Here is a 13,742-nt window from a genome sequence, read left to right on the forward strand (position 1 = left end):
GCTGCCGATGTCGAGGACATAGGCGGCGTTTCAACCCAAAGGACAGCCCATGCGCAGCTTTGCAATCCTCGCCGCCCTCAGTGCCCTGCCGCAATGCCAAGGGGATGAAACCGTCCGCGCCTACGGGGCGGGCGACAAGACGTGGACCTTGGTAGAGTTGGACGGCACCCCCTTCAACGTCCGCGCCACACTGACCTTTCCCGAGACCGGCAAGATCGCCGGAGAAGCCCCCTGCAACGCCTATAGCGCCGCGATGACGGTGCCCTACCCGTGGTTCGACGCGGGCCATATCGCCGCCACGCGCCGCGCCTGCCCAGACCTCGCGGCAGAGGCGGCGTTTCTGAAAGCCTTGGGGGATGCGACGATCTCGGACGTGCTGGGCGACACGCTGATCCTGTCGGATGACAGCGGCGAGCGGCTGGTGTTCAAAGCCGCCGACTAAAGGCGTCGATAAACCGCGCCCGCGACTCGGGCAGCGGTTTGCCTCCCAGATCACGCGCCAGATGCGCGGTCAAGAAATGGCCCGTGGTCACCAAGCCTTGGGCAATCTCCGCGTCACTGCCCGCGCCGCCACGCAGAACCGCAGGCAGGGGCAAAAGCCGTTCCGCCCACTCCCCCGCGCCTTTGGCCGAGACCGCGCGGCCCGATTTGGGCGAGACGTAGATCAGGTCTTCACTCACCCCGGTCACCGCGCAACTTTCCAGATCAAGCGCATAGCCCATTTCTTCCAGCAGCCGCAGTTCCCATTTTAGGTAGGCCAGCGGCCAGACATCCCCCTGTCCCAGCATATCCAAGAGCGTCTCGGTGCGTCGGTAGAGCGCGGGATGCGGTTCGCGCTCGGGCAGGCAGAAGGACAGTAGCGCGGTCACCGCGTTCAGCCCCGCCAACGCCAAGCGGTCTTGCATTGCCACGGCTGCACGGCTGCGCAACGGCTCTACGGTGAAGGCGCCGATATGATCCTCCAGCCGCGCGCGCCACGCCAGATCAAGCTGGGCACCGGGTTGAAGACTGGGGGCAATCTTGCGGCTGGTGCCGCCGCGCACGATCCCGGCATGGCGGCCTTGTTCGGGGGTGAAAACCTCAATGATGGCCGAGGTTTCGCCATGTCGACGCGCGCTCAGCAATATGCCTTGATCGCGCCATTCCATCAGCTTAGCCCCGGTTCGTCCAAAAGGTGGCGGCCTTGCCTGTCTTCGACTTCGATCACCCAAAGGTCGGGATCAAAGCCGCGCTGACGAGTGACGGTAGCATCGACCTCCGCCTCGTCGCCAGACGCCAGTTCGACCCACTTTCGATCCCCGGTCATCAGATCAAAGGAGCGTTGGAACAGCATCGCGCGGCCATCCAGCGTCGCCAGCTTGACCAGCACCGCGCCGCCGGTGTCATCCCCATGCGCCACAACGAAGGCGGGAATATCCTGCAACCGCAGCCGAGTGAGATAGGCATCGACCCAGAAACGTGCGGTCAAACGCGGCATGGCGGGCCTTTACGCTCAGTCGTTGCCATCTTTGAAATCCAAGCCCATCTCGGAATAGCGCTCGGCCTCTTCCAGCCAATTGGCGCGGACTTTGACCTGCAAGAACAGATGCACCTTGCGGCCAAGGAACTCTTCCAACTCCTCGCGGGCAGCTTTGCCCACAGCCTTGATCGTCTCGCCCTTGTTGCCCAGCACGATGCCCTTGTGACCATCGCGGATCACATAGACCAACTGGTCAATCCGGGCAGAGCCATCGGGACGCTCTTCCCAGTTCTCGGTCTCGACCGTCAGCTGATAGGGCAGTTCCTGATGCAGACGCAGGGTCAGCTTCTCGCGGGTGATCTCTGCCGCGATATTGCGCATCGGCAGGTCGGCGATCTGGTCTTCGGGGTAGAGCCACGGGCCTTCCGGCACCTCTCCCGCAAGCCAATGGCGCAGCGTGTCGATGCCATGCCCGCGCTCGGCGGAGATCATGAAGGTTTCGATAAAATCAAACCGCGCGTTCATCTTCTCGGTCAGGCCCAGCAGCACCGGCGCCTCGACGCGGTCAATTTTGTTGATCGCCAGCGCAACCCGGCGGCCTTTGGCGATGTTCCCCAGTTCCTCAAGGATACGCTCGACGCCCTCGGTCATGCCACGGTGCGCTTCGATCAGCAGCACCACCACATCGGCATCCGCAGCCCCACCCCAAGCAGCGGCGACCATGGCACGGTCCAAACGGCGGCGCGGCTGGAACAGACCGGGCGTGTCGACGAAAACAAGCTGCGTCTGCCCCTCCATCGCGACACCACGGATGCGGGCGCGGGTGGTTTGCACCTTATGTGTCACGATTGAGACTTTGGCCCCCACCATACGGTTCAAAAGCGTGGATTTGCCCGCGTTGGGCTCTCCGATCAGGGCGACGAATCCGGCGCGGGTGGTCATGTATTTTTCTCCAATTGCCGCAGCAGCGTGGTGGCGGCGGCCTGTTCGGCGGCGCGTTTTGAGGGGGCGGTGGCGGCGGCTTCGGCCCCGTTGTCCAGCCGCGCGGTAATCGTAAAGACAGGTGCGTGATCGGGGCCGCTTCGGTCGGTCTGCACGTAACGCGGCGGCATTAGCCCGCGCGCCTGCGCCCATTCCTGCAACGCGGTTTTGGCGTCACGCGCGTCTTCCTTAACGGTTTTGAGCCGGTCACCCCATAGCCGCAAAACCAACCCCTTTGCAGCCTCAAAACCGCTATCGAGATAGACAGCGGCGATCACTGCCTCAATGGCATCGCCTAAAAGTGCCTGTTTGCGCCGCCCGCCCGAGATCATCTCTGACCGCCCCAGCTTCAGCACCTTGCCCAGATCAATCTCACGCGCCACGTCAGCGCAGGTTTCCTTGCGCACCAGCGCGTTGAAACGCGGGGCCAACTGGCCTTCGGTGGCACCGGGATCAAGCGCCAGCAGCGCCTCGGCCATCACAAGCCCCAACACCCGGTCGCCCAGAAACTCCAACCGCTGATTGTCATCGCGGTTGGCCGAGGACATGGAGGCATGTGTCACGGCACGGACCAGCAGTTCCGGCTTGGCGAAACTATGGCCGATCCGCGCCTCAAAGGCTTTTAGGTCACCGCTAAGTTTCATCTGACAGCTTCAAAGAAACGATCGCTGCGCCATGTCCAGAAGAACAGCATTGAACGCCCGGCAGAGCTGAACACAATGCGGTCTGCACGGCCAATCAGGTTCTCGAACGGGACGAAACCCACACCACCTGCACGCTGTGCCAACCGGCTGTCAGCAGAGTTGTCGCGGTTGTCGCCCATGAAGAAGTAATGCCCTTCAGGCACGGTATAGACGCCGGTGTTGTCCGACTGCTGATTGGTAATGTTCAAGATAGGGTGCGACACGCCATTGGGCAGGGTCTCGATCTGGCGGCTTTTCACGCAGGTGCCGCCTTGACCCACGGGGCCATTTTCGCAACGCGGGCGGAGTTGTTGCGGGCCTTGCGGGGCCATCGCTTCTTCGAATGTACCCGCGTCTTCAACTTTGACCGGGGTGCCGTTCAGGCTGATGATCCCGTTTTGGATCTGCACTTTATCACCCGGCATGCCGATCAGACGCTTGATGTAGTCACGGCCCGACACGGGGTGGCGGAAGACCACGACATCGCCGCGCTCTGGCTCTGATCCAAAGAGACGCTCGTTGTCGCCGTCGAACACGCCGCAGACATCTTTGGCGTCGATCTCGACCCCAAGACCGGGCAGCATCACGCTGGGGCAGGAGGCGTAGGAATAGCCGTAGGCCATCTTGTTCACGAAAAGGAAATCGCCGATCAGCAGCGTCTCTTTCATGGAGCCGGAGGGGATCCAGAAGGGCTGGAAGAACAGGGTCCGAAAGACACCGGCGATCAGCAGCGCCCAGAAGATTGTCTTGATAGTTTCGACAAAGGCATTGCCGGTTTTTTCTTTGGCGGCCATGCGGCGCTCCTGACATATCGGTTTGGGGTTACATGATCCCCGCTGCGGGCCAAGTCAAGTGAAGCGGGCGCCGAACGGCCTGCCCCGCGTGGATATGACGCGAAACGGCGCGGCGACCCAGCCTTTGCAGGCTCAATCGCCAAGCGGGCGCGCCTCGATCACCACAAATGCCTGCGCCCATGGATGGTCGTCGGTCAGGGTCACGTGAATGATTGCCTCATGCCCCGGCGGGGTCATCGCGGCAAGACGGTCAGCGGCCCAGCCTGTCACTTCCATTACGGGTTGGCCCGTCTTGAGGTTACTGACCGCCATGTCGCGCCAAGCGATCCCCATACGCAACCCGGTACCAAGCGCCTTAGAGCACGCCTCTTTTGCGGCCCAGCGTTTGGCATAGGTGCCCGCCACATCACGGCGACGCTCGGCCTTGCGCTGCTCTATATCCGTGAAGACCCGATTGCGGAAACGGTCGCCAAAGCGGTCGAGCGTGCCTTGGATACGGTCTATATTCGCCAGATCAGTGCCGATGCCAAGGATCATTGAAAGCCATTCTTGTCGCGTGACGGGGGCGGTTTGCCCTTTGCGGACAATAAATCATGCGGTGATGCTGAGGAAAAGCAGCAATGCCACGTGAAAACGCCGCCCCGCGGGGGCGGGACGGCGTTAACCGGGTCTAAGTGGTGTTCAGTTTAGGCGACGGCGTGACGGGCCTTCTCGGCTTTCGCCTCGTCAATGGCGCGCTGCACGGACGCGCGCTGCTCGGTCAGGAACTCATAGCCCGGACGGCCAGCAGTCGCTTTGATCGCGTCGTCGTAGTTCTCGACCAATGCGGATTCGCCGTTGATGATCTCGTCATAGACCGCTTCCGCATCGCCTGTGACCGCATCGCGCAGCTTGAGCCAGCCCCGGTGGGCCGACGCGGCGACAGAACCCTCTTCGGAAACGTCGATACCGTCTGCGCCCAACTGGCGGTGCAGCTCGGTGTGGAACTTCTCGCGCTCGGCGATGCGCTGATCGAAGAAGCCGACAAAAGCCACTTCGTTCGAGACTTGCTTGCGGGATTCACGATAGCCATCGCGGCTGTCGATCAGGCGGGTGTGCAGTTTCTGCAGTGTATCAGTATGGTCGCTCATTGGTGCCTCCAAGGTTTGTTAACCAGTCTGGCAGCCCAACGCGGCAAAGGCGGTTTAGGTCCATTCCGAGGCAATACGTGAGAGATTTTTTGCCACCCGGCCCGCGAACTAACCCTCGCGGGCGGCGTCCATCAGGCGGCGCATCTCGGTTATCGCAGGCTCTAACCCAAGAAAAATCGCCTCCCCAATCAAAAAATGTCCGATGTTAAGCTCGCGCACCTCAGGGAAAGCGGCGACTGGGGTCACTGTGTCGTAGGTCAGTCCGTGGCCTGCATGAACCTCAAGACCAAGGGACGCGGCAAACGTCGACATCTCACGCAGCTTCTTGAGTTCAACATCCGCCTCATCCCAGCGGCCTTCGGCGAAAGCATCGCAATAGGCACCGGTGTGCAGCTCAATCACCTCAGCTCCGATGCGGTTGGCGGCCTCGATCTGGGCAGGTTCAGCCGCGATGAAGATCGACACGCGGCTGCCCGCTTCGCGCAGCGGGGCGATGAAATGGGCGAGCTTGTTTTCTTCACGCGCGACTTCCAAACCGCCTTCGGTGGTGCGTTCTTCGCGTTTTTCGGGGACGATGCACACCGCGTGCGGCTTGTGACGCAGGGCGATCTTTTGCATCTCGTCGGTGGCGGCCATCTCAAAATTGAGCGGGACGGAGAGGACCTCCATCAACCCTTCGATATCGGCGTCTGAGATATGCCGCCGATCTTCGCGCAGATGCGCGGTGATGCCATCGGCTCCGGCCTTCTCTGCGATTTTGGCAGCGCGCAGCGGGTCAGGGTAGGCCCCGCCCCGTGCGTTGCGCACGGTCGCCACATGGTCGATGTTCACGCCCAATCTCAGCTTTGGTTGGTCAGCCATGTTGATTCCTCTCGCATCATTACCGCGACCATAGGTTGGAATTTTCGGCAACCCCATAGGGGGAAGCGCTTTTTCCAGAAATTTGATACAGGCAGAGGTTCAGTCCGCGTGGCGCTTGGCCTCGGCCTTTTGCGCGGCCTTATGTTTCAGCGCCTCGAACTTGGCCTTGATCATGCCCCGCCGCCGCTTTTGATAAGCACGCAGAACCGGAACCGAGATGTAATAGGCGATCGTGGCACAGATCATCCCCGGCAGGATGCCCCCGATCAAATAGGGGTAGAAAACCTGATGGAAAAAGACCGCAAGGCCGGACCAGTCCATCGTCGCATCGGTAAAGATCGCAAAAAAGTTTTCTTGTAGGTCGTGCCCCGCATCCAGAAACTTACCACCGAAAGAGCGATGCTCTCTCGCCGCCACGGGCGCGCCGAGGATCCAATGCCCCGTTTGCAGGGCCGCGATGCCGATGGGGACATAGGTCAGCGGATTGCCAAAGAAGGTCGCCATAAGTGCTGCGAGAATATTCGCGCGCATCACCCGCCCGATCAGCGCCGCCACGATAAAATGCAGCCCGTAGAACGGGGTGAAGGTGGTAAAGACCCCGGCCCAGATGCCCCGCGCAATGCGTTCCGGGCTGTCAGGCAACCGGCGCATCCGGTGTTTGACATAGTGAAACGCACGCGTCCATCCACCGCGCGGCCACAGAAACTCGGCCAGCGCGCGCAGGGTCGGTTTCGGATCGCGGCGTTTGAAAATCAAGTCTCAGGTCCAGTATCGGCGTTTCTTCGGCGCGGGTCAGCCAGTCTTTTCGACAGTCTTTCCCGTGCTCATATTGCGGTGCCTGCTGACATCGGCGACCTCACTCTCGGCTTCAAGCGTGGACATCAGCGAATGCAGGTGTGTTACATCTCTAAGATCCACATAGACCACCAGCCGGTAAAAGTCAGGCTTACGCTCCACAAATTCCAAATCTGAGATATTGGCCGAGGCTTCGCCGATCAAGGTGCAGACCCGCCCCAACACGCCCGCGCCGTTGCCGATGGTGATGTCGAGCGCGCAGGTATAGACCGCTGGATGGCTGCCGTCATGCCAGCGCAGATCAAGCCAACGCTCGGGCTGGTCTTCGTATTCCGACAGGCGATCACAGTCGATCGCGTGGACGGTCACGCCCTTGCCGCGAAAGGTGATGCCGACGATCCGTTCGCCGGGCAGCGGCGTGCAACAGGGTGCTCGGTCAAAGCTCTGCCCCGGCTCCAGACCGACCACGGCGCGGCGCACATCGATCTGCTCGCCCTTTTGCGGGGCGAGGTCAGGATAGACAGATTGTACAACCTCCCGCCCTGTAAGCTCGGAACTGCCAAGGCGAGCGAGCACCTCATCTGAACCGTTCAGCCGCAGGTTTTTGGCAACGGTATGCAGTACCTTCTCGGTCACCTTCTTGCCGACCTGGGCAAAGGCCGAGCGTGCCAATTCGCGGCCCAGCTTGATAAACCGCTCGCGGTCCACCTCGCGCAGCGACCGACGGATCGCCGACTTGGCCTTGCCGGTGGTTGCAATATCAAGCCATGTGACCTGCGGGGTCTGACCTTGGGCAGTGGTGATCTCAATCGACTGACCGTTTTTGATCCGCGTCCACAGCGGCACACGCATCCCGTCGATCTTGGCCCCCACGCAGGCATTGCCGATCCGCGTGTGGATCGCATAGGCGAAATCAATCGGCGTCGCGCCGCGCGGCAGTTTCACCACATCGCCCTTGGGCGTGAAGCAGAAGACTTGGTCAGCGTACATCTCAAGCTTCACCGCCTCGAGGAAATCCTCGTGGTCGGTCTCGGCGTCGAACTGTTCGGTCAGTTGGCTGATCCATTTGGCGGGATCAACGGCAAAGGGGTTCCGGCTGCGCACACCGTCCCGGTAGGACCAATGCGCAGCAACGCCTGTCTCGGCCACGTCATGCATCTGCCGCGTGCGGATCTGCACCTCGACCCGCTTTCCATCACGCCCCGAGACGGTGGTATGGATTGAGCGGTAACCGTTGGTCTTGGGCTGGCTGATGTAGTCCTTGAACCGTCCCGGCACCGCGCGCCAACGCCGGTGGATCGCGCCAAGGGTGCGGTAGCAATCCTCTTCGGAGGCAGTGATCACACGAAAGCCGTAGATGTCAGACAGGCGAGAGAAGCTCTGCTCCTTCTCCTCCATCTTGCGCCAGATCGAATAGGGCTTCTTGGCCCGGCCAAAGACTTCGGCCTCAATATCCGCTTTTTCCAACTCCACGCGCATGTCGCCAGTGATCCGCTGGATCACATCGCCGGTGTCGCGTTGCAGCGTAATGAAACGCCGGATGATCGACGCACGCGCATCGGGGTTGAGCACGCGAAACGCGAGGTCTTCCAACTCTTCGCGCATCCACTGCATGCCCATACGGCCCGCAAGCGGCGCATAGATGTCCATCGTCTCCCGCGCCTTTTTGACCTGCTTGTCAGGGCGCATGGATTTGATCGTCCGCATGTTGTGCAGACGGTCGGCCAGTTTGACGAGGATGACCCGCAGGTCTTTGGACATCGCCATGAACAGCTTGCGAAAGTTCTCGGCCTGCTTGGTCTCGGTCGAGTTCAGCTGCAGGTTGGTCAGCTTGGTGACACCATCGACCAATTCCGCGACTTCACCACCAAAGAGGCTTTGCACCTCGGCGTAAGACGCTTTGGTGTCTTCGATCGTGTCATGCAGAAGGGCGGTGATGATCGTCGCATCATCAAGCTGCTGTTCCGTAAGGATCGCAGCGACAGCGACGGGATGGGTAAAATAAGCCTCGCCGGAATGGCGAAACTGGCCCTCATGCATCTGCGCGCCATAGTCAAAGGCGGCGCGGATCAGTGGCTCGTTGGTACGGGGATTATAGCCTTGAACAAGAGCGATCAGGTCGTCGGCAGTAATGTCGGCGCTGTTCATGCCATCTGCCTCATAGCCCCGGCCGGGGCGCGGGGGTTACCCCTGCCCCTGTGCGGCCATCAACTGGCGCAGCAACATTTCTTCGGACATGCTGTCTTCTTCGGGCTTGTCCTGCTCGGCACCCATCAAAAGCGCCATGGCGTCTTCTTCGGGCTCGTCGACTTCGATCTGGTTCTGATTGCTTTCGATCAGACGCTCACGCAGATCATCGGCAGACTGCGTTTCGTCAGCAATCTCACGCAGGGACACGACCGGGTTCTTGTCGTTGTCGCGGTCGACAGTCAGCGGCGATCCGGCAGCAATCTCACGGGCGCGGTGCGCGGCCAGCATAACAAGCTCGAAACGGTTCGGAACCTTATCAACACAATCTTCGACGGTGACGCGGGCCATGAAGCCTCCAATATCTCATTTGCTGCCAGAAGTGCGCTATTTAGGCCTCTTCAGGCAGATTTACAAGCCGTTATTACAGACGCCGCACGCTGGCGCGGTCCCGCTCCGGCAGGGCCTCAAGCAAGGCGCGCACCGGCTTTCCAAGCAGCGGATGCACCCAATCGGGTGCGACATCGGCCAGCGGCACCAAGACAAACGCGCGGTCTTGCAGCCGCGGATGCGGCAGAATCAACTGCTCAGGCGTGCGGCCAATCTGCGCCTCAAGCGGCAAGTCGCGCCACATCTTGTGGGTATTACGGTCTGGCAACACAATATCGTCACAGGCCAGCAGGTCCAAATCCAGCGTGCGCTGCCCCCATCGCTGCACGCGCTCTCGGCCCATCTGCGCTTCGATGCGGTGCAACACCCCCAAGGCTTTCTGCGGGTCCCACGGCGCTTCGACACGCACAGCGGCGTTCACATAATCTGGCCCTGCGCCTGCGGGAAATGCCGGAGTGTGATAGAATGGGCTGGTGGCGCGAATCACCGCGCCAGACGTTTGCAATAGCTTTAAAGCCGATTTCAGAGTTTCCTGCGGTTTACCCACAGAAGATGCAAGATTACCGCCGAGCGCAATCAGAAGGCTATACTTTCGTATAGGCTTTCTACTGCTTAATTCCATCCCTTCGGGGTCTTGCGGCATCGCTAAAAAACCTTAGTTATGCACCCTGATGTGGGGGCATCGCCTGACGTCACGAATTTTTTAATCCGCGGCGAATACAAATTAAACCGGGAATACGGCGAAGCCTGCCGAAAGGATAGATTAATGTTCTACAAAGATGAGCGGTTGGCGCTATTTATAGATGGCTCCAACCTATACGCCGCGGCAAAGGCGCTAGGCTTCGACATCGACTACAAACTGCTGCGGCAAGAGTTCATGCGCCGCGGCAAGCTGCTGCGCGCCTTCTACTACACCGCGCTGCTGGAAAATGATGAGTATTCACCGATCCGCCCGCTTGTTGACTGGCTAAACTACAACGGTTTTTCCATGGTCACCAAACCGGCCAAGGAATACACCGACAGCATGGGCCGCCGTAAAGTCAAAGGCGACATGGACATCGAACTGGCCGTTGATGCGATGGAACTGGCGCCCCGCGTCGATCATATTGTGATCTTCTCAGGCGATGGTGATTTCCGTCCGCTGGTGGAAAGCCTGCAGCGCCAAGGCGTGCGCGTTTCCGTTGTGTCGACGATTCGCAGCCAGCCGCCGATGATCTCTGATGACCTGCGCCGCCAAGCCGATAACTTTATTGAGCTTGATGATTTGCGTGATGTCATTGGCCGCCCGCCGCGCGACCCTATCTCCGCCCCGCAAGACTAAGCGCAAACCGCTTTATTCCCGCTCGAAACCATGCTGCCCCGTGCAGCAGTGGGTTAACTTTGTCTTTTATCGGGACAGCAGGCAAACGAATAACAGACCAGTAACTATGGCGTCACTGGTCTGTGAAATTTCTAAAATACCCCAGGGAAGATACAATACAGCACATGAACCCATGCGTTCCCCTTGATCCCATACTACCTGTTCTCGTAGGAGTAGACGACCCCCCGAAAAAGGGGGGTAAAGTGAGGGAAGATGCTCTTCGATGTCGCGGTACGGCTGGAAAAGCTGCAAGAAGTGGGCGCGCTTTGGGATGGGATCGTAGAGGCGCTTCGGCAGATCGGTTTCACCCACGCCATTCACATTAGCGTTGGTGCAGATTTCAAAGACGCCCAGTTTCTATCTACCATTCCCGACCTTTACGATGACCTCCCCCCCGAGGATGACCCCTTTCTGCACCATTCGTGCAACAGCTACGAGGTGCTGACGATCGGTCAGGCCTTCGTGCACCTTTACCCCGATGTCACCCCTTCAGAGCATTCGCTGATCGCGCGCGCAGGACGCGAAGGTCTCTATGCCGCTTTCGCCGTGCCGATGCGGCTAAAAGGATCTGAACGGTTTGGCGGCTTTATCATCGGCAATGGGATGGAGGCCGACGAATTCAAGCGGACCTTTAATGACATCGCCGAAGACCTCCGCCTGTTCTGCCTGCTGATGCACCGCCGCATCGAAGACCTGACCGGTACGACCCCCTTGCCCCTGCCCGAGGCGCCGGAAACCTTTGCAAAACTCAGCCCGCGCGAAGCCGAGGTGGTGAACCTTCTCGCTCATGGCTATAGTCGCCAGCAAACCGCGCATCGCTGCGACCTGTCGATCCACACTGTTTCGGATTACGCGAAGTCCGGCTACCGCAAGCTGGGCATCCGCAACCGAGCACAGGCCGCGGCGCTTGTGCACGGCACCGCGGGCAAGCCCGTGCCCAACAAAGACTGACGGGCTGGACGAAGCGCGCCCAAGCCCTTACCTCTGCGCCAACCGTCCGGAGACCTCGCATGACCAAATTGCCTCTCACCCTCTACCTTGCCGCGCCGCGCGGATTCTGTGCAGGCGTGGATCGGGCGATCAAGATCGTCGAGATGGCGCTCGAAAAATGGGGCGCGCCGGTCTATGTGCGTCATGAGATCGTGCACAATAAATTCGTCGTCGACGGGCTGCGCGACAAGGGCGCGGTCTTTGTCGAGGAACTGTCGGAGTGCCCCGATGACCGCCCGGTGATCTTCTCGGCCCATGGTGTGCCCAAATCCGTGCCCTCGGCCGCGCAGGCGCGCAATATGATCTACGTCGATGCCACCTGCCCGCTGGTCAGCAAGGTCCACATCGAAGCACAGCGCCATGCCGACGCCGGGCTGCAAATCATCATGATCGGCCACGCGGGCCACCCCGAAACGGTGGGCACCATGGGCCAACTGCCCGATGGCGACGTGCTGCTCGTTGAAACCCCCGCCGATGTGGCCCAAGTCGCCGTGCGCGATGAGGGCCGTCTGGCTTATGTCACCCAGACCACGCTCAGCGTCGATGACACCGCGGATATCGTCGCCGCACTTCAGGCGCGCTTCCCTGCCATTATCGGCCCGCACAAGGAAGACATCTGCTACGCCACGACCAACCGTCAGGAAGCCGTCAAAGCGATGGCCCCCAAATGCGACGCGATGCTGGTGGTCGGCGCGCCCAATTCGTCGAACTCCAAACGTCTGGTCGAAGTCGGTGCCCGCGCGGGTTGCGCCTATGCGCAACTGGTGCAACGGGCCGATGATATCGACTGGCGCGCGCTGGATGGGATCGGCAGCATCGGCATCACCGCAGGCGCCTCGGCCCCTGAGGTGCTGATCAACGAAGTGATCGACGCCTTCAAAGCGCGCTATGACGTGACCACCGAACTGGTCGAAACCGCGCAGGAAAACGTCGAATTCAAGGTTCCCCGCGTCCTCCGCCAACCCGCCTGATTGACCGCCACGCGCCGCGCGCATAAACCGCGTTGGAAACTGCCGGAGACGACCATGCCAGACCTCTATGCCTACACAGACGGAGCCTGCTCAGGCAATCCCGGCCCCGGCGGCTGGGGCGTGCTCATGCGCGCAATGGACGGCGACAAGATCGTGAAAGAACGCGAGCTGAAGGGCGGCGAAGGCCAGACCACCAACAACCGCATGGAACTGATGGCCGCGATTTCGGCTTTGGAATCGCTTAGCCGTACGACCGAGATCACCATCGTCACGGACAGCAACTACGTCAAAAATGGCATCACCGGTTGGATCTTTGGCTGGAAGAAAAATGGCTGGAAAAATGCCGCCAAGAAACCCGTCAAAAACGCCGAACTTTGGCAACGGCTTGATGCGGCGAACGCGCGGCACAATGTGACGTGGAAATGGGTCAAGGGCCACGCCGGCCACCCCGAAAACGAACGCGCTGACGAGCTGGCCCGCGCTGGCATGGCCCCCTTCAAACCGGGCGGCAAGAAGTGAGCTTGCTGGCCCTGCTCGACTACGCCGCCGTGCTGGTCTTTGCCATCACCGGCGCGCTGGTTGCCAGCCGCGCGCAGCTTGATATCGTCGGCTTTGCCTTCATCGCTTGCCTGACGGCGGTCGGCGGGGGCACGATCCGTGACCTTCTGCTCGACCGCAATCCAATCTTCTGGATCGAAAAGCCCAGCATGCTGGGCGTGGCCATCGTGGCGGCGCTGGTGGTCTTCTTCACCGCGCACTTTCTGGAAAGCCGTTTTCGCACGTTGATCTGGCTCGACAGTCTGGCGCTGGCTGTTGCCGTCGCGGCGGGGGTCGGGGTGGCGATGTCTCAAGAACAGTCAGCCGCCATTATCATTGTCATGGGTATGATCACCGGCTGCATGGGCGGGCTGATGCGCGATGTGGTGGTGGGGCAACTGCCACTTGTGCTGACCCAAGGCGAGCTTTACGCCACCGCCGCCCTATCAGGTGCCGCCGTGGCAGTGCTGCTGGCGCCCTATACCCAAGGCACGCTCTATCCGCTGCTGGCCTGCGCGGTCACCACATGGGTGCTGCGGGCGGGGTCGCTGTATTTCGGCTGGCACTTGCCGGTCTACAAAAGCACCCCACCAAAAAGCTAGGC

The 13,742-nt window shown here is 60.6% G+C and carries 18 protein-coding genes; 6 read left to right on the top strand and 12 right to left on the bottom strand.

The features are described 5' to 3' along the window. The first annotated feature begins 49 nt into the window (after positions 1 to 49). Entirely contained in the window at positions 50 to 442 is a 393-nt protein-coding gene (locus tag DSM14862_RS15120) for an META domain-containing protein (RefSeq protein ID WP_007118147.1), read from the top strand. Here DSM14862_RS15120 and recO read toward each other — a convergent pair. The 12 genes from recO to folK form a co-directional block, all read right to left on the bottom strand. Then, positions 426 to 1,148, bottom strand: coding sequence for a DNA repair protein RecO (recO, locus tag DSM14862_RS15125; protein ID WP_007118148.1), 723 nt, complete (start codon positions 1,146 to 1,148; stop codon positions 426 to 428). The genes DSM14862_RS15120 and recO overlap by 17 nt on opposite strands. Next, positions 1,148 to 1,477 (bottom strand): DUF1491 family protein, encoded by a 330-nt coding sequence (locus DSM14862_RS15130; RefSeq protein ID WP_007118149.1) that lies wholly within the window; start codon positions 1,475 to 1,477, stop codon positions 1,148 to 1,150. The genes recO and DSM14862_RS15130 overlap by 1 nt, the downstream gene beginning before the upstream one ends. Before the next feature lie 15 nt (positions 1,478 to 1,492). Next, the gene (era, locus tag DSM14862_RS15135; protein WP_007118150.1) at positions 1,493 to 2,401 is read right to left on the bottom strand and encodes a GTPase Era; all 909 of its coding nucleotides are present in this window, start codon (positions 2,399 to 2,401) and stop codon (positions 1,493 to 1,495) included. Next, positions 2,398 to 3,084: a ribonuclease III gene (rnc, locus tag DSM14862_RS15140; RefSeq protein WP_007118151.1), complete on the bottom strand. Its 687-nt coding sequence runs from the start codon at positions 3,082 to 3,084 to the stop codon at positions 2,398 to 2,400. The genes era and rnc overlap by 4 nt, the downstream gene beginning before the upstream one ends. Continuing rightward, a complete protein-coding gene (gene lepB, locus DSM14862_RS15145) occupies positions 3,081 to 3,917 on the bottom strand; it encodes a signal peptidase I (protein ID WP_007118152.1) in 837 nt (278 codons plus the stop codon). Before lepB ends, rnc begins: the two co-directional genes overlap by 4 nt. A 132-nt stretch (positions 3,918 to 4,049) precedes the next feature. Further along, positions 4,050 to 4,454 (bottom strand): holo-ACP synthase, encoded by a 405-nt coding sequence (acpS, locus tag DSM14862_RS15150; RefSeq protein WP_007118153.1) that lies wholly within the window; start codon positions 4,452 to 4,454, stop codon positions 4,050 to 4,052. A 149-nt stretch (positions 4,455 to 4,603) separates the two neighbouring features. Further along, entirely contained in the window at positions 4,604 to 5,047 is a 444-nt protein-coding gene (locus DSM14862_RS15155) for a PA2169 family four-helix-bundle protein (RefSeq protein ID WP_007118154.1), read from the bottom strand. A gap of 108 nt (positions 5,048 to 5,155) precedes the next feature. After that, the gene (locus DSM14862_RS15160) at positions 5,156 to 5,908 is read right to left on the bottom strand and encodes a pyridoxine 5'-phosphate synthase (protein WP_007118155.1); all 753 of its coding nucleotides are present in this window, start codon (positions 5,906 to 5,908) and stop codon (positions 5,156 to 5,158) included. Between the two features lie 99 nt (positions 5,909 to 6,007). After that, positions 6,008 to 6,664, bottom strand: coding sequence for a DUF2062 domain-containing protein (locus tag DSM14862_RS15165; protein WP_007118156.1), 657 nt, complete (start codon positions 6,662 to 6,664; stop codon positions 6,008 to 6,010). Positions 6,665 to 6,700: 36 nt separating this feature from the next. Further along, positions 6,701 to 8,851, bottom strand: coding sequence for a RelA/SpoT family protein (locus DSM14862_RS15170; RefSeq protein WP_007118157.1), 2,151 nt, complete (start codon positions 8,849 to 8,851; stop codon positions 6,701 to 6,703). Positions 8,852 to 8,887: 36 nt separating this feature from the next. Beyond that, complete coding sequence (rpoZ, locus tag DSM14862_RS15175) at positions 8,888 to 9,241, bottom strand: DNA-directed RNA polymerase subunit omega (protein ID WP_007118158.1); 354 nt, start codon at positions 9,239 to 9,241, stop codon at positions 8,888 to 8,890. Positions 9,242 to 9,314: 73 nt separating this feature from the next. Continuing rightward, on the bottom strand, positions 9,315 to 9,827 hold the full coding sequence (folK, locus tag DSM14862_RS15180; protein ID WP_007118159.1) for a 2-amino-4-hydroxy-6-hydroxymethyldihydropteridine diphosphokinase: 513 nt from the start codon (positions 9,825 to 9,827) through the stop codon (positions 9,315 to 9,317). Positions 9,828 to 10,046: 219 nt separating this feature from the next. On the opposite strand from folK, the gene DSM14862_RS15185 reads away from it, so the two are divergent. The 5 genes from DSM14862_RS15185 to DSM14862_RS15205 all read left to right on the top strand — a co-directional run bounded on the left by DSM14862_RS15185 (position 10,047) and on the right by DSM14862_RS15205 (position 13,740). Further along, positions 10,047 to 10,601, top strand: coding sequence for a LabA-like NYN domain-containing protein (locus tag DSM14862_RS15185; RefSeq protein ID WP_007118160.1), 555 nt, complete (start codon positions 10,047 to 10,049; stop codon positions 10,599 to 10,601). Positions 10,602 to 10,853: 252 nt separating this feature from the next. After that, positions 10,854 to 11,591 (top strand): helix-turn-helix transcriptional regulator, encoded by a 738-nt coding sequence (locus tag DSM14862_RS15190; protein ID WP_007118161.1) that lies wholly within the window; start codon positions 10,854 to 10,856, stop codon positions 11,589 to 11,591. A gap of 59 nt (positions 11,592 to 11,650) precedes the next feature. Next, positions 11,651 to 12,601: a 4-hydroxy-3-methylbut-2-enyl diphosphate reductase gene (ispH, locus tag DSM14862_RS15195; RefSeq protein WP_007118162.1), complete on the top strand. Its 951-nt coding sequence runs from the start codon at positions 11,651 to 11,653 to the stop codon at positions 12,599 to 12,601. Between the two features lie 54 nt (positions 12,602 to 12,655). Then, positions 12,656 to 13,120 (top strand): ribonuclease HI, encoded by a 465-nt coding sequence (rnhA, locus tag DSM14862_RS15200; protein WP_040700705.1) that lies wholly within the window; start codon positions 12,656 to 12,658, stop codon positions 13,118 to 13,120. Further along, entirely contained in the window at positions 13,117 to 13,740 is a 624-nt protein-coding gene (locus DSM14862_RS15205; protein ID WP_007118164.1) for a trimeric intracellular cation channel family protein, read from the top strand. Before rnhA ends, DSM14862_RS15205 begins: the two co-directional genes overlap by 4 nt. Positions 13,741 to 13,742: the final 2 nt, after the last annotated feature.

The sequence above is a fragment of the Sulfitobacter indolifex genome, from assembly GCF_022788655.1.
Lineage (GTDB): Bacteria > Pseudomonadota > Alphaproteobacteria > Rhodobacterales > Rhodobacteraceae > Sulfitobacter > Sulfitobacter indolifex.